This window comes from Ensifer sp. LC163 (genome assembly GCF_001695855.1).
GTDB lineage: Bacteria > Pseudomonadota > Alphaproteobacteria > Rhizobiales > Rhizobiaceae > Ensifer.
The window spans coordinates 780,237-794,990 of the sequence record NZ_MBSS01000012.1 but is presented as its reverse complement, the minus strand read 5'-3'; the positions used below and the strand labels follow the sequence as shown (position 1 = coordinate 794,990).

General features: G+C 60.8%; 12 protein-coding genes. 8 read left to right on the top strand and 4 right to left on the bottom strand.

The features are described from left to right. Nucleotides 1-260 precede the first annotated feature (260 nt). Nucleotides 261-2,024: an adenylate/guanylate cyclase domain-containing protein gene (locus BC360_RS13635; RefSeq protein WP_065795521.1), complete on the top strand. Its 1,764-nt coding sequence runs from the start codon at nucleotides 261-263 to the stop codon at nucleotides 2,022-2,024. Nucleotides 2,025-2,328: 304 nt separating this feature from the next. Next, nucleotides 2,329-3,009 carry a peroxiredoxin-like family protein gene (locus tag BC360_RS13630; RefSeq protein ID WP_065795520.1) on the top strand — a complete coding sequence of 227 codons (681 nt, stop codon included), beginning with the start codon at nucleotides 2,329-2,331 and terminating at the stop codon, nucleotides 3,007-3,009. Between the two features lie 101 nt (nucleotides 3,010-3,110). On the opposite strand, the gene BC360_RS13625 is transcribed toward BC360_RS13630, so the two are convergent. Further along, the gene (locus BC360_RS13625) at nucleotides 3,111-3,992 is read right to left on the bottom strand and encodes a LysR family transcriptional regulator (protein WP_065782943.1); all 882 of its coding nucleotides are present in this window, start codon (nucleotides 3,990-3,992) and stop codon (nucleotides 3,111-3,113) included. A 116-nt stretch (nucleotides 3,993-4,108) separates the two neighbouring features. Between BC360_RS13625 and BC360_RS13620 the strand changes: the two genes are divergently transcribed. The 3 genes from BC360_RS13620 to BC360_RS13610 all read left to right on the top strand — a co-directional run bounded on the left by BC360_RS13620 (nucleotide 4,109) and on the right by BC360_RS13610 (nucleotide 8,068). Beyond that, the gene (locus BC360_RS13620; RefSeq protein WP_065782941.1) at nucleotides 4,109-5,605 is read left to right on the top strand and encodes a CoA-acylating methylmalonate-semialdehyde dehydrogenase; all 1,497 of its coding nucleotides are present in this window, start codon (nucleotides 4,109-4,111) and stop codon (nucleotides 5,603-5,605) included. A gap of 311 nt (nucleotides 5,606-5,916) precedes the next feature. Beyond that, a complete protein-coding gene (locus BC360_RS13615) occupies nucleotides 5,917-7,023 on the top strand; it encodes a YjgN family protein (RefSeq protein WP_083222539.1) in 1,107 nt (368 codons plus the stop codon). Then, the gene (locus BC360_RS13610; RefSeq protein ID WP_065795519.1) at nucleotides 7,013-8,068 is read left to right on the top strand and encodes a M48 family metallopeptidase; all 1,056 of its coding nucleotides are present in this window, start codon (nucleotides 7,013-7,015) and stop codon (nucleotides 8,066-8,068) included. Before BC360_RS13615 ends, BC360_RS13610 begins: the two co-directional genes overlap by 11 nt. Nucleotides 8,069-8,174: 106 nt before the next feature. Here BC360_RS13610 and BC360_RS13605 read toward each other — a convergent pair whose 3' ends face one another. Then, on the bottom strand, nucleotides 8,175-9,194 hold the full coding sequence (locus BC360_RS13605) for a Fe(3+) ABC transporter substrate-binding protein (protein ID WP_413813743.1): 1,020 nt from the start codon (nucleotides 9,192-9,194) through the stop codon (nucleotides 8,175-8,177). 213 nt (nucleotides 9,195-9,407) lie between these two features. Here BC360_RS13605 and rirA point away from each other — a divergent pair, with 213 nt between their 5' ends. Further along, nucleotides 9,408-9,872, top strand: a complete 465-nt coding sequence (gene rirA / locus BC360_RS13600; RefSeq protein ID WP_065783046.1) for an iron-responsive transcriptional regulator RirA — start codon at nucleotides 9,408-9,410, stop codon at nucleotides 9,870-9,872. Between the two features lie 101 nt (nucleotides 9,873-9,973). Here rirA and BC360_RS13595 read toward each other — a convergent pair whose 3' ends face one another. Together BC360_RS13595 and BC360_RS13590 are read right to left on the bottom strand one after the other, a co-directional pair. After that, nucleotides 9,974-10,363 (bottom strand): response regulator, encoded by a 390-nt coding sequence (locus BC360_RS13595; protein ID WP_065795518.1) that lies wholly within the window; start codon nucleotides 10,361-10,363, stop codon nucleotides 9,974-9,976. A gap of 187 nt (nucleotides 10,364-10,550) precedes the next feature. Then, nucleotides 10,551-11,264 (bottom strand): helix-turn-helix transcriptional regulator, encoded by a 714-nt coding sequence (locus BC360_RS13590; RefSeq protein ID WP_139110014.1) that lies wholly within the window; start codon nucleotides 11,262-11,264, stop codon nucleotides 10,551-10,553. Between the two features lie 668 nt (nucleotides 11,265-11,932). On the opposite strand from BC360_RS13590, the gene BC360_RS13585 reads away from it, so the two are divergent. Then, complete coding sequence (locus tag BC360_RS13585) at nucleotides 11,933-13,528, top strand: ABC transporter substrate-binding protein (RefSeq protein WP_065782930.1); 1,596 nt, start codon at nucleotides 11,933-11,935, stop codon at nucleotides 13,526-13,528. A 214-nt stretch (nucleotides 13,529-13,742) separates the two neighbouring features. Next, a complete protein-coding gene (locus BC360_RS13580) occupies nucleotides 13,743-14,747 on the top strand; it encodes an ABC transporter permease subunit (RefSeq protein ID WP_065782928.1) in 1,005 nt (334 codons plus the stop codon). Nucleotides 14,748-14,754 lie beyond the last annotated feature (7 nt).

The window sequence follows — 14,754 nt, the reverse complement described above, 5'->3', positions numbered from 1 at the left end:
GGCAGGAGCGGAGTTCCAAACGTCGCTGTGTCCATCTCCGCCATCGACCCGAACCGGTCGTTCCTGAGGGCCGGATCGCACCCTGAAGCCGACATTCTTTGGAACCGCATCAGCGCGCCACACAAGTGGAGGTTGGCGCGCCCTGCAACGATGTTGGATATCGGCCAACCAGCTTCAAGCCGAATGGACATGGGAGCAAGACGCCAGTAAAATTTCGCCAATGGGCGCTAGGAAGGCGCCCCAGGAAGGCGCCATTGTCCATGGCCAACGAACCCATCACACGGCGGCTTGCCGCCATTTTGGCGGCTGACGTAGTCGGCTACAGCCGGCTCATGGAGCGTGACGAGAAAAGCACCTACACGCAGCTCATGGCGCGATGGAAAGAGGTGTTGGAGCCGCTCGTCGCTACACATCAGGGCCGTGTCTTCAAGAGGACCGGCGACGGCGTGCTCGTCGAGTTCTCCAGCGCCGTCAACGCCGTCGAATGCGCCGCAGCACTTCAGCGGGCCATGGCAGCCGCCAACAAGGACGTGCCGCCAGACCTGGCGATCGTGCTTCGCGTCGGCGTCAACTTGGGCGACATCATGGTCGCTGACAGCGATCTCTACGGCGATGGGGTCAATGTGGCGGCCCGTATCGAGGCGCTTGCCAGGCCTGGCAGCGTGGCCATTTCGGGTGGCGTTCATGAATATGTGCATGGTCGCATCGACCTCGACTTCGTCGACAGCGGTCATCACGAGGTCAAGAACATCGAACGCCCGGTGCACATCTGGACGTGGTCGCCGGACGACCGCACGAACGATCCCGTCAAGATTACCACCGAAGCCCCGCCGCAGCTTCCAAAGAAGCCATCGATAGCCGTTCTGCCGTTTGACAACATGTCCGGCGACCCGGAGCAGGGTTATTTCGCCGACGGCATCACCGAGGACATCATCACGGATCTCTCAAAGGTTTCCGGTCTGTTCGTGATCGCCCGCAACTCCTCTTTCGCCTACAAGGGCAAGGCGCCGGATATCCGCAAGGTGAGCCGGGAACTTGGCGTCCGCTATGTCCTGGAAGGCAGCGTGCGCCGGGCAGCTGATCGAATCCGCATCAATGCCCAGATGATCGATGGCACGACCGGCGGTCATCTATGGGCCGAGCGCTACGATCGGGGAATTGAAGATATCTTCGCGGTTCAGGACGAAGTGACCCGCACCATCGTCACCGCGCTCAAGGTGAAGCTAACAACTGACGAGGAAGAGCGACGCGAGAGCCTCGGCAAGGTCGATCCGGAAGCCTATGATCTGCTCGTCCGTTCCCGCCAGGCCATTCTGCGGTTCAACGCCGTATCGTCCGCCGAGGCGCGCAGCATGCTCGAGCGTGCCATCGCCATCGATCCGGGGCTTGCGGCTGCCTACGCTTCTCTCGCGATCATCGTCTTGACCGATTTCATCAATCGGTGGAACGGCGGGACTGCCGACGATCTTGAACGCGCTTTGGAGCTGGCACGAAGGGCCGTCGACATCGACGATAACGAGCCGCATGGCCATCACGCTCTCTCGCTCGGGCTCTGCTGGATGCGGTGCTTCGACGAAGCGGAGCGTGCCGCTCAAAGGGCGATCGAACTCGATCCCAATTCCGCGAGCTGCCATACCGCACTTGGCACGATACGGGATTTCCAAGGTCGGTACGAAGACGCGCTGCCATTCTACACACGGGCCCATCGGCTTGATCCGCAATTCGACCTGTCGCTGCATTTCCTGGGGCGGACGTTGTTGAACCTCGGCCGTTTCGGCGAGGCCGAGATCGCCTTCAAGCGCCGCCTGGCGCTTGCGCCGCGATCGGACATGACGCGCTTTTATCTCGCCTGCCTCTATGGTCGCACCGGGCGCCACGAGGAAGCGCGCCGCTACTGGCACGAGGTATTCGAGGTTAACCCGAACTTTTCCATCGATCACCTCAGGCGGGCCTTGCCCTACCGGGATCCCAATGTACTCGATCGACTGGCGGACGGACTCCGCGAGGCCGGAGTGTCCATCTAACCAGGGAAGGCGTGTGTCAGGAGGTCCATTCGACCTCGCCGCCGTGCCGTCCCGTGGCACGGATGACGATTCGTTGTTTACTGCTTGCTCGTGGGCCAATGTGAGGCCATTCTCAGGTCGATCCTGGCTGTACGCTAAGACGAGAGATCAGGCCATGCGGCGCTTAATCTCGACCTCGGCAACATGGCGGAAGTCGAGAACTTTCTGCGCTGGAGCAGGGCGTTTGCGCCCAGTAGGGGCTCGACCTCGAAACACTTGTTGTGCTGCCTCTTCTTCACTGGTCCTTCGGGCGAGGAGGTTGACCATGCCTGCGCATTATCTGGACCATCCGTTACGACCGGGCGACCAGGCTCCGAACTTTGTGCTGGATGCGATCTCACGCGAGGGGAAGATCGCACTTGATGATTTTCGCGGCCGTCGCCCGTTGTTGGTCGGTTTGTTTCGAGGCCTGCTGTGTCCGTTCTGCCGACGCCATGTCGCGGCGATGGCACAGTTCAACGCGGCCCTGCGCGAAAAAGGCGTCGATTCTCTAGCGGTGGTCAACACTCCGGTCGAGCGTGCGCGACTCTATTTCCGCTATCATCCGATACCCGGTCTTCTTGCTGCATCGGACCCGGAGCGAGCTTCACACCGCGCCTTCGGCTTACCCCTCCTTGAGTTCACGGAGAATGAGACCGACTGGCCACGCAAGGTCGGAATGGACGTGATCATGACGATGCGGGTCGATCGGCCGGGTGAATTGCCTGAACCGATGGATCCGGCGACCGCGGGCGACCTTCTCAGCAAGCAGGATGGGTACGAAATCACGGAAGCCGATCAGCAGGTGAGGATACCCGGCCATATGCAGCTCGTCGGCCAGTTCCTGCTCGATCGAGAAGGTGTGGTGCGCTGGAGCTTCACGGAAGTTGAGGACCAGGGCCGAAATATGTGCCAAGCGCTGAACTCCGAAGAATTGATGTCGGCAGCTTTACAAGTCGCACATTGACAGCGAAAAACGCGCTCGGCGAAACCGCCGCGTTGGATTCTGTGGGTAGAGACATTCGCCGGCGCGCGATTGCCCCGGATCTCTCCGGCTCTGTTGCGCGGTCAGGCGAACATCTGATGTTCTGCCGTCACCAGTTCCTGCAGAAACGCCACTACGGTCCGCACGCGCACCAGTTCGCGCGCGCTTTCGTGGTAGGTGGTCCAATAGGCACGCCGGATGGTGGTCTCCGGCAGAATGCGCTCGAGTTCCGGCGTGTGCCGGGCGATGTAGTTGTGCAGGATGCCGATTCCAGCGCTGGAGCGCACGGCCTCCGTCTGGCCGGTGGCGCTCGAGATCTCGAAGGAGGCGTCCCAGCTGCGCATGATCTCGGCGGAAAAATTCAGCGACGGCGTGAAGATCAGGTCCTCGACATAGCCGATGCGGCGATGGTGCTTGAGGTCGTCGATCGTTTGCGGTGTGCCGTGCTGTTCGAGATAGGTCGATGAGGCGTAGAGCCCAAGCGTGTAGTCGGTGAGTTTGGAGGAGACCAGGCGCCCCTGTTCCGGCCTTTCGATGGTGATGGCGATATCGGCTTCGCGCTGCGACAGCGAGAAGGAGCGGGGAACCGGCACGAGCTGCAGCTTCAGTTCCGGATAACGCGCCGTCAGCCGGCCGAGGCGCGGTGCGAGGAAAGAGACGCCAAATCCATCGGGTGCGCCGATGCGCACGGTGCCGGCGATCGCCGTGTCGATGCGGCCGATCTGTGACTGCGCCGCCAGCATCTCCGTTTCCATGCGCTCGGCCGCCGCCAGGAAGATCTCGCCTTCGGCCGTCAGTTCGCAGCCGTTCGGCCGGCGCACCAACAGCCGCGTCTTCAGCGTTTCCTCCAGCGCTGTGACCCGCCGGCTAAGCGTCGCATGGTTGAGGCCAAGCCGTTTGGAGGCGGCAAGGATCTGCCCGGTGCGCGCGACCGCCAGAAACATTCTCACATCGTCCCAGTTCATGTTGCCTATCCCTATGGGCTTCAATTTGCGCACAACGGTTGCTGAATATCGGAAATTGATTTGTTCAAATCGTAGTGCGATCATGCCGCCACAATCAAGATCAGGAGGAGGCATCCATGTACGAACTCGGTCATTTCATCGATGGCAAGCGCGTCGCCGGCACCAGCGGACGCGTAAGCAACATCTTCAACCCGGCAACGGGCGAAGTGCAGGGCACCGTGGCACTGGCAAGCGACGCGGAACTCGCCGCCGCCGTCGCCAGCGCCAAGGCCGCACAGCCCAAGTGGGCCGCCACCAACCCGCAGCGCCGCGCCCGCGTTTTCATGAAGTTCGTTGAACTCCTGAACGCCCACATGAACGAACTTGCCGAGATCCTCTCGCGCGAGCATGGCAAGACGATTGAAGACGCCAAGGGCGATCTCGTCCGCGGCCTGGAAGTCTGCGAATTCGTCACCGGCATTCCGCACCTGCAGAAGAGCGAATTCACCGAAGGTGCCGGCCCCGGCATCGACATGTATTCGATCCGCCAGGCCGTCGGCATCGGCGCCGGCATCACGCCGTTCAACTTCCCCGCCATGATCCCGATGTGGATGTTCGCCCCGGCAATCGCCTGCGGCAACGCCTTCATCCTGAAGCCGTCCGAGCGTGACCCGTCCGTTCCGGTCCGCCTTGCCGAACTGATGATCGAGGCAGGTCTGCCGGCCGGCATCCTCAACGTCGTCAACGGTGACAAGGGCGCGGTCGACGCGATCCTGACCAACCCGGACATTTCGGCCGTGTCCTTCGTCGGCTCGACGCCGATCGCCCGTTACGTCTATGGCACGGCTGCCATGAACGGCAAGCGCGCCCAGTGCTTCGGCGGCGCCAAGAACCACATGATCATCATGCCGGACGCCGATATGGATCAGGCCGCCAACGCGCTGATGGGCGCCGGCTACGGCTCGGCCGGCGAGCGCTGCATGGCGATTTCCGTTGCTGTTCCGGTCGGTGAAGAGACCGCCAACCGCCTGATCGCCAAGCTGACGCCGATGGTCGAAAGCCTGCGCATCGGTCCCTATACCGACGACAAGGCCGACATGGGCCCTGTCGTCACCAAGGAGGCCGAGCAGCGCATCCGGAGCCTGATCGACAGCGGCGTCGAGCAGGGTGCGAAGCTCGTCGTCGACGGCCGCGACTTCAAGCTCCAGGGCTATGAGGACGGTCATTTCATCGGCGGTTGCCTGTTCGACCACGTCACCCCCGACATGGACATCTACAAGACCGAAATCTTCGGACCGGTTCTTTCGGTCGTTCGCGCCAAGAACTACGAGGAAGCCCTCGACCTGCCGATGAAGCACGAATACGGCAATGGCGTCGCGATCTACACCCGCGACGGCGATGCTGCCCGTGATTTCGCCTCGCGCATCAACATCGGCATGGTCGGCGTCAACGTTCCGATCCCGGTTCCGCTCGCCTACCACTCCTTCGGCGGCTGGAAGTCCTCGTCCTTCGGCGACCTCAACCAGCACGGCACGGATTCGATCAAGTTCTGGACCAAGACCAAGACGATCACTGAGCGCTGGCCGTCGGGCATCAAGGATGGTGCCGAATTCTCCATCCCGACGATGAAGTAACGGGACAAGATATCCTCCCGTCTCGGGGCCTCCTTCGGGAGGCCCTTTTTTGTTGCATGCCCGGGAGCTCCTTCGGGGGGTGTTGCATGTCGTGTTGCACTGCAACTAATTTGATATGCCCGAGGCGGCGGAAAGTTGATTCGCGCCTCGGTCGAATATTGCAGGCATTTCGACCGTTCTTTTGCATGGAAGGCTCATCCGGGGGGATAGCCACAGTTCGCTGGGTTCACAAATGACGTCACCCTGTCGCAACGCGGCGCCTGTCTGTCAGCGGGCCGCCGCAAGCTGATTTCATTGAGAGAGGTTTTATCATGGTCGTGGCCGAAACGGCGTCGATGCAAGGGGCGTTGACGCAGAGGGTACCGGACAATTTCCACCGCCTGTCGTTTACCGGTAGCGGAAAAGAGTATTTTGGCATCTGGATCGTCAACGTGTTGCTGACGATCATCACGCTCGGCATCTATTCCGCCTGGGCAAAAGTCCGCCGCAACCGCTATTTCTACGGCAATACGGTGCTTCTCGGGCGTGCCTTCGAATATCATGCGAAGGGCAAGCAGATCCTGATCGGCCGGGTGATCGTGTTCGCCTACCTGATCTTCTACAACGTCATGCTGACCGTCGTGCCGATCGCCGGCATCATTCTTGCCCTGCTACTGGTGGCCTTCGTACCGTGGCTGGTCGTCAGGGGCCTGCGCTTCAGTGCCCGCGTCACCAGTTATCGCAATGTGCGGTTCGATTTCGTCGGCGGCGTCGGCGGTGCGTTTCTCGCCTTCATCGTGGGTCCGGTCATCTCGGTCCTGACGCTCGGCATCCTGACGCCGCTCGCCAGCCGCTGGTCCTACCGCTATATCGGCAGCAACCTGCGTTACGGGCAACGGACTTTCGCGACGGATCCTTCCGTCGGCGCGATCTACAAGTCCTGGTTCCTGTCGGCAGCCATCATCGTCGCCGGTCTGCTGATCATTGCCTTTATCGGCTTCCTCAACCTGGCGGTGATCCTGTCGCTGTTCGACGGTTCCTATGAGGCAACGCCGGGAATGCAGTTTTCGATGATTGTGTTGGCCGTCATCGGCTACATCGCATTCCTCTCGATCTTCGGGGTCGCGGCGCTGTTCTATCGTGCCGGCGTGCGCAACGTCGCCTGGTCGGCAACGACCTTCGACGGCAAGCATCAATTGACGAGCGACCTGTCGCGGGGCCGTTACACCTGGATCGCGATCACCAACCTGATCGTCACCATCTTCACGCTCGGTCTGATGCGTCCCTGGGCAGCGGTGCGCATGGCGCGTTACGTCAATGAACATACGGGCGTCCACTTCGAAGGCAATGTCGGCGAGATATTCGACCGGATAGCAGAGGAAGGTTCCGCCGTCGGTTCGGAGTTCATGGACTTTGAAGGGTTCGACTTTGGCTTCTAACGGCACCGAGATTGCTGTTGGCGAGTGGCATCCGGCCGGTTCGAGCCGGTCGGTGCCCTCGCGGCTGATCGAAGACGGCGGCGAGCTCAAGGCTCTCGACGAGGCCGGCGGCGAACTCGCAGCCGGTGCGTTTGCCGCCGTCGATTTCTCAGCGCGTGTCGGTGCCATTCCGCGTCGCGCGGAATTTCCCGACGGTTCGCTGTTCGAGACCACCGACAACGATGCCATCGACCGTTTCTTGAAAGGCAAGGGAAAAACCAGTCTCGTCCACGAATGGGAGCGTTTCCATCCGCGCCTGATCGCGGTTGTCCTGGCGACTGTGCTCTGCGGCATGGCCATCTATCGTTATGCCGTGCCGGCGCTCGTCGAAGTCGCCGTGCTGGTGACGCCGCCGATCGTGCCCAAGATCATGTCGGCGAGCACCCTGGAGACGATGGACCGCACGCTGCTCGACACGTCCGCGCTGGCAGCCGAGCGCCAGCAGAAGATCCGCGACGGGTTCAATGCGATCGCGCGTCTGTCCGATCGTGGCGAAGGCGGCTATACCCTCAACTTCCGCAAGGGCGGCACCATTGGCCCGAATGCGTTCGCGCTGCCCGACGGCACGCTGATCGTTACCGACGAACTGGTCGAACTTGCCGGCGACGACACGGAAATGATCGTCGGCGTGCTGGCGCACGAGATCGGCCACGTCGAGCTTGAACATAGCCTGCGGCAGATCTACCGCGCCGCCGGGGTCGCGGGGCTGATCATGATGATTGGCGGCGACATCGGATCCGGTGCGGAGGACATTCTGGTTCAGGGCGCAGGTCTCTTGTCGCTCTCCTATTCCCGCGCGGCGGAAGCGGCGGCGGATCGGCACTCGGTGGAGCTGATGCTGAAAGCCAGGCGTGATCCGACGGCAATCGCCGGGTTCTTCGATCTGCTTGAAAAAGAGCTTGGCGACAGTTCCGATACCAGCATCCTTGCGACCCATCCCGGAACACCGGAACGACGCAAGGCGATCCTCGACTATGCCGGCGAACTGAGGGCGCAAGGTCAGTAGTGCCCGGGCCCGCCGAGCGGCTTCGCCACACACGGTACGACGGCATCATCAAAACGAAAACGGCGGGCACTCGGCCCGCCGTTTCCAGTTCATGCGACTGTTGAGATCAGTCCTGCGGACCGTCGTTGTAGCCGACCTTGTCGACCAGTTCGGATGCCTTCTTGCGGTTGGCGGCAATGTCGGCCAGCGGCAGTTCGTCGGGCTTGATCGTGCCGAAGGACTTGACCACGTCGGAGGGCTCGGCACCCGGCAGCACCGGGTATTCATAGACCTGTTCGGCGTAGATCTTCTGCGCTTCGCCTTCCGACAGGAATTCCATCAGCTTCAGCGCGTTGTCCTTGTTCGGAGCGTTCTTGGCGAGCGCCATGCCTGAAATGTTCACATGCGTGCCGCGGTCTTTGGCGTTCGGGAAGAGCACCTTGATGGCTGCTGCCCATTCCTTCTGCTCCGGCTCCTTCTCGTTGGTCAGCATCAGACCGACGTAGTAGGTGTTGCCAAGTGCGAGGTCGCACTCGCCGGCGAGGATCGCCTTGGCTTGGTCGCGATCACCGCCGTCTGGCTTCCTCGCCAGATTGTTCTTCAGGCCGGTCAGCCACTTCTCGGTCTCGGCTTCGCCGTTATGGGCGATCATCGAGGCGAACAGGCCGATATTGTAGGAGTGCTGGCCGTCACGGGTGCAGATCTTGCCCTTCCACTTCGGATCGGCGAGGTCCTCATAGGTGATGTCGTTTTCGGCGACGCGGTCCTTGGAGGCGTAGACGACGCGACCGCGGGTCGTCAGGCCGAACCAGTTGCCATCCGGGTCGCGGAAGTGTGCCGGGATATCCTTGTTGATCGTCTCGTTGGCGACCGGCTGCGTCACGCCCGCGTCCTTGGCTTCGGTGAGGCGGCTGATGTCGACGGTGAGGATCACGTCCGCCGGCGAGTTGGCGCCTTCGGCCTGGATGCGCTCGACGAGGCCCTTGTCGAGGAACAGCACGTTTGTCTTGATGCCGGTTTCCTTGGTGAAGGCATCGAGCAGCGGCTTGATCAGGTCGGGCTGACGATAGGAATAGATGTTGACCTCGCCATCGGCCCAGGCCGCAGTGGACGCGAGCAGGCTGGCGGTGAGAGACAATACGCCCATTGCAGCTCTTGAAACGGACATGGCTTCCTCCATTTTTTGGTTTGAGCTAAGTTAACAAAATCGCTCATCTTTTTGATCTGCAGCCGCCCAACAGTCAATCGGGAAACGGTTAACGATCAAGCAGATGTGACTTTTTTGGTTATTTGGAATTGTTCCAAACTACGATCCGTCCTATATGAAGGTTCGATAAACCTCTCGATTCCGGAGCGAATGATGCGACTGACGAAACAAACGAACTACGCAGTTCGCATGTTGATGTACTGCGCTGCAAACGGCGAGAAGCTCAGCCGCATTCCCGAAATCGCCAGGGCCTATGGCGTCTCCGAGCTGTTTCTGTTCAAGATTCTCCAGCCGCTGACCCGTGCTGGCCTGGTTGAAACCGTTCGCGGCCGAAACGGCGGCGTACGCCTGCCGAAACCCGCTTCGGCAATCACCCTGTTCGACGTCGTCAAGGTGACGGAAGACAGCTTCGCGATGGCCGAGTGCTTTGAGGCTGGTGAAATCGATTGCCCGCTGGTTGACAGCTGCGGTCTCAACGCCGCCCTGCGCAAGGCCTTGAATGCCTTCTTCGAAGTGCTTCAGGGCTACACCATCGACGATCTGGTCAAGGCCCGTCCCCAGATCAACTTCCTGCTCGGCCTCGAAGAGACCAAGCGCCCGCAGACGACCGCGGCCTGATCAGGATTTCGCGGCGCCGTGTGTCAGTCATGACCCTCGGCGCCGGAGCGCTGCTTAAGCCGCTCACGATTTCGCCGCCCACAGCGGCGGCCGGTGTCCCTTCAGTTCGGCGCCAGATATTCCCTCAGTATGAACTCTATTGCCGTCGGATCGATCTCGGACTTGTCGATCCGGAAGTCCGCGCCGTACTCTTCCAGGTTCTGGAAATAGGGATCGGCGAGCGACCCCGAGATCACACCGATCGGGCCGATGAAGCCCTGGTGCCGGAGTGCCGGTACCGTTTCGCGGAAGTCGCGCTGCGGCTGAAGGCGGTTGTCCATCAACACCATCGAGACCGGTTTGCCCGAACGAAGGAATTCGAGCGCGCTTTCGATCGTCTGACAATAATGCAATTCGATCTCGATATTGCTGACCTTCTTGATCAGCCCGCGCAGAATGAGGTTCTCTGCAGGGTCGTCGTCAACGAGCAGGATATGGGCTTTTTGTGTCATGATCGTCCAAGTACCTGTGTGACCGGGAGCCATTCTGCTGTGCCCGCCTGTCATCGGCAAGCGGGTGGGGAGGCGAGTTTGTATCGTTTCTGCGGCGCCAGTTGTCGGCGGTTGCGCCTTGCGGCGCCAGTTGTCGGCGGTTGCGCCTTGCGGCGCCGCCAGGTTCAAATCGCCCCGTCGATCGGCTTCACTGAATGATCTGTTCCCTTATCGCCTTCGCCACCATTTGAGTCCGATTGACGACATCCAGCTTCTTCAGGATCGTCGCCGTATGCGAATTCACGGTGTGTTCGGAGACCGATACGATCAGCGCGATCTCGCTTGCCGTCTTTCCATGGGAGATCCACTTGAGGATCTCCGTCTCGCGCGGCGTCAGGCCCATGCCGGCCTTGTTGGAAAGCGCGATGCGATAGAAATAGTCGAAGGCGCAGACGGCGTCATAGCTCAGCTCGAAATGCTCGGAGCGGGCGATATCGTTGCCGTCGCCCAGAAACAGGACGGCGTAGCGCGCGCCCGTCGCCGCCGCGTGCACCGGCACGCTCAAGAGCAGCTCGAAGCCGAGCTGGACCAGCAGGTTCTGGCCGTTGGCGCAACCGGGATCGTCCGACCTCCAGACGGAGGAAATGATCGACGTGTGCAGGGTCTTGTAGAAAAGCGAATCGCCGAAGCGGTGACGCTTGTCGTACTCCTCCGCGAGGCCAGACGGAAGATCGTGCAGAACGAGCCGGGTAGACAGCATGCACGCATCGTTCTCGTTGCCGAGCTGCAGAATGCCGAAATGGTTGAAGCCGAACCGCAATGCCATCGTGTGAAAGATGCGAAAGAAGTCGACGCGGTTGAGCGCTTTCTCCAGATCGTCGCGGAGATCGTAGCGCCTGTGATTTTCCAGCAAACGTGCCACGCGTGCGCTATCCCTTTGTCGCGAGGCGGCAGTCTACTCGCAAGCCCGGCTCAATCAACCGCATGAAGCCGGTGACGAAATTGCGGATCGGCATCATCACGGCCGTCTCGCGGCCGCGACGCCGCGATGTTGAAAGCGCCTGGAGGCGGATACCGCCCCCTCCCAAGGACGTTCTGGCACGTCGATTGTCTCCCCCGAGATTTTCTGCAGGTTCTATTGCACAATCGAGCAGGTGATTTCTACCCAACTATCTTGGGATTGACCGTTTCCCGCGATTTCATCGAATCGCCGATCGCCTGGTCGTAACGACACACGCAGGGCGGGTGCATGAGGGATGGCGGTCGGCTACAGGCAGCCCGTTGCACGCTCCTGCCTTTTGTCATCGGATTATCATCGTACATCAGTCAAGCCGTCTACGATGAACCGGATGCGGTGCGGCGCGCCGGCCGGGCAACGGCCGATAAAGCCCTTAGAAATGTCAGGGCGTTCTAAAACAGTGGACAGATTTCCGGCTCCACCGTAGGAGGAATTTTTCGCATAGACAAATTTGTTTGGCGACTTATTGCAATGCGACGCCAAATGTCGTTCCATCCGGCCTTGACCGGGGGCAAACGTCATTCCGCGTCAGGAAAATACGAGAACAAGAACAAATCTGGGAAGCAAAGCTCATGAAAAAGCTCACTACTCTCTTCGCAGCGACGGCGCTTGCCACGCTGATGGCCGGCTCCGCCTGGTCGAAAACGTTCGTTTATTGCTCGGAAGGTTCGCCTGAGGGTTTTGACCCGGGCCTCTACACCGCCGGCACGACGTTCGACGCAGCGGCGCACACGGTCTACAACCGCCTGCTCGAGTTCAAGAAGGGCACGACCGAAACCGAGCCGGGCCTCGCTGAGAGCTGGACCATTTCCGACGACGGTCTTGAATACACGTTCAAGCTGCGTGCGGGCGTGAAGTTCCAGACGACGGAGTTCTTCACTCCCACTCGCGAGCTGAACGCTGACGACGTCGTGTTCTCGTATGAGCGCCAGCTCAAGGCCGACAACCCCTGGAACAAGTACGTGACCGGCGCTTCGTGGGAATACGCAGCCGGCATGGGCTTCCCGGAAGTCATCAAGTCGGTCGAGAAGGTCGATGACCTGACGGTCAAGTTCACCCTGACGCGCAAGGAAGCACCGTTCCTCGCCAACATCGCCATGCCGTTCGCTTCGATCCTGTCGAAGGAGTATGCCGACAAGCTGCAGGCCGAAGGCAAGATGAACCAGATGAACCAGATGCCGCTCGGCACCGGTCCGTTCGCGTTCGTCGCCTACCAGCAGGATGCCGTCATCCGCTACAAGGCAAACGCGGACTACTGGGGTGGCAAGCAGAAGATCGACGACCTCGTCTTCGCGATCACCACCGACGCTTCGGTTCGCTTCCAGAAGCTGCAGGCCGGCGAATGCCACCTGATGCCGTATCCGAACTCGGCCGACGTGCAGGCCATGAAGGCCGATCCGAACCTGAAGGTCATGGAACAGGCCGGTCTGAACGTTGCTTACCTCGCCTACAACACGACGCAGGCTCCGTTCGACAAGCCGGAAGTCCGCAAGGCGCTGAACAAGGCGATCAACAAGCAGGCGATCGTTGACGCCGTGTTCCAGGGCGCTGCCCAGCCGGCAACCAACCCGATCCCGCCGACGATGTGGTCGTACAACGACACGCTCCAGGACGACACCTACGACCTCGACGCAGCCAAGAAGATGCTCGAAGAAGCAGGCGTCAAGGATCTGTCGATGAAGCTCTGGGCGATGCCGGTTTCGCGCCCATACATGCTCAACGCCCGCCGTGCCGCGGAACTGATGCAGGCTGACTTCGCCAAGATCGGCGTCAAGGTCGAGATCGTGTCCTACGAATGGGCCGAATATCTCGACAAGTCGAAGGCAAAGGACCGTGACGGTGCCGTCATCCTCGGCTGGACCGGCGACAACGGCGATCCGGACAACTTCCTCGACACCCTTCTCGGCTGCAACGCTGTCGGCGGCAACAACCGCGCTCAGTGGTGCAACCAGGAATTCGACGCCCTGGTCAAGAAGGCCAAGGAAACGTCCGACTTGGCAGAGCGCACCAAGCTCTACGAAGAGGCGCAGGTCGTCTTCAAGCGCGAAGCGCCCTGGGCAACGCTCGACCACTCGCTGTCGGTCGTTCCGATGCGCAAGAATGTCGAAGGCTTCGTCCAGAGCCCGCTCGGCGATTTTGCCTTCGACGGCGTGGATATTGTCGAGTAAGCTAATGAACTGATCCGAAAGGGGGCGTTTGCCACGGGCAAACGCCCCTCTTTGCATCTACTGCAGCGCCGCGCGTCTTGTCAGACGCGCAAAGGTCGCTGTAGCACTTTGAATTGCTGCATGTTTTTGCCCTCAAATCCGAAGGGTTTAAGGAAACATGCAGTGGTGCCAGCGCCGGGAAACAACGGCGCGGCAACGTGGCGCGGGGTAAAACATGTTTCGATTTCTCTTGGGGCGCTTGGCGGTCCTGATCCCGACTTTCATCGGGGTCTCCATCATTGCCTTCTCCTTCATTCGCATGCTTCCGGGCGACCCTGTCGCCCTGCTTTCGGGCGAGCGTGTCATGTCGCCGGAGCGGCATGCGGAAATTTCACACGCGCTCGGTTTCGACCGGCCGATCGTGATCCAGTACTTCGATTATCTCTGGGGCGTCCTTCAGGGCGACTTCGGCATGTCGATCGTGACGAAGAAGCCGGTGATCGACCAGTTCTTCGAACTGTTCCCGGCGACGCTGGAGCTCTCGCTCTGTGCGATCATCTTCGCGATCGTGCTCGGCATTCCCGCCGGCGTGATCGCGGCGATCAAGCGCGGCTCCTTCGTCGACCAGACGATCATGGGCACCGCACTCGTCGGCTTCTCCATGCCGATCTTCTGGTGGGGCCTGCTCTTGATCATGCTGGTCTCGGGCATCCTGCAGTGGACGCCGGTTTCGGGCCGCATCTCGCTGATGTACTTCTTCCCGCCGGTCACAGGCTTCATGCTGATCGATTCGTTGCTGTCGGGACAGGCGGGTGCCTTCAAGTCTGCGGTGAGCCATCTCATCCTGCCGACGATCGTGCTTGGCACCATTCCGCTGGCCGTGATTGCGCGCCAGACCCGGTCGGCGATGCTTGAAGTGCTTTCGGAAGACTATGTGCGCACGGCGCGCGCCAAGGGCCTCTCGACCTTCCGTGTCGTCGGCGTCCACGCGCTTCGAAACGCGATGATCCCGGTGATCACCACGATCGGCCTGCAGGTGGGCGTCATGCTCGCCGGCGCGATCCTGACCGAGACGATCTTCTCCTGGCCGGGCATCGGCAAGTGGATGGTCGATTCCGTCTTCCGGCGCGACTACGCCGTCATTCAGGGTGGCCTGCTGGTCATCGCCGGCATCATCATGCTGGTGAACCTTGCCGTCGACCTGCTCTACGGTCTCATCAACCCCCGTATCCGGCACTAAGGAGGGC

Coding starts and splice junctions, on each gene's coding strand:
- BC360_RS13635 (WP_065795521.1), top strand. CDS start 261: ATGGCCAACGAACCCATCACACGGCGGCTTGCCGCCATTTTGGCGGCT.
- BC360_RS13630 (WP_065795520.1), top strand. CDS start 2,329: ATGCCTGCGCATTATCTGGACCATCCGTTACGACCGGGCGACCAGGCT.
- BC360_RS13625 (WP_065782943.1), bottom strand. CDS start 3,992: ATGAACTGGGACGATGTGAGAATGTTTCTGGCGGTCGCGCGCACCGGG.
- BC360_RS13620 (WP_065782941.1), top strand. CDS start 4,109: ATGTACGAACTCGGTCATTTCATCGATGGCAAGCGCGTCGCCGGCACC.
- BC360_RS13615 (WP_083222539.1), top strand. CDS start 5,917: ATGGTCGTGGCCGAAACGGCGTCGATGCAAGGGGCGTTGACGCAGAGG.
- BC360_RS13605 (WP_413813743.1), bottom strand. CDS start 9,194: ATGGGCGTATTGTCTCTCACCGCCAGCCTGCTCGCGTCCACTGCGGCC.
- rirA (WP_065783046.1), top strand. CDS start 9,408: ATGCGACTGACGAAACAAACGAACTACGCAGTTCGCATGTTGATGTAC.
- BC360_RS13595 (WP_065795518.1), bottom strand. CDS start 10,363: ATGACACAAAAAGCCCATATCCTGCTCGTTGACGACGACCCTGCAGAG.
- BC360_RS13585 (WP_065782930.1), top strand. CDS start 11,933: ATGAAAAAGCTCACTACTCTCTTCGCAGCGACGGCGCTTGCCACGCTG.
- BC360_RS13580 (WP_065782928.1), top strand. CDS start 13,743: ATGTTTCGATTTCTCTTGGGGCGCTTGGCGGTCCTGATCCCGACTTTC.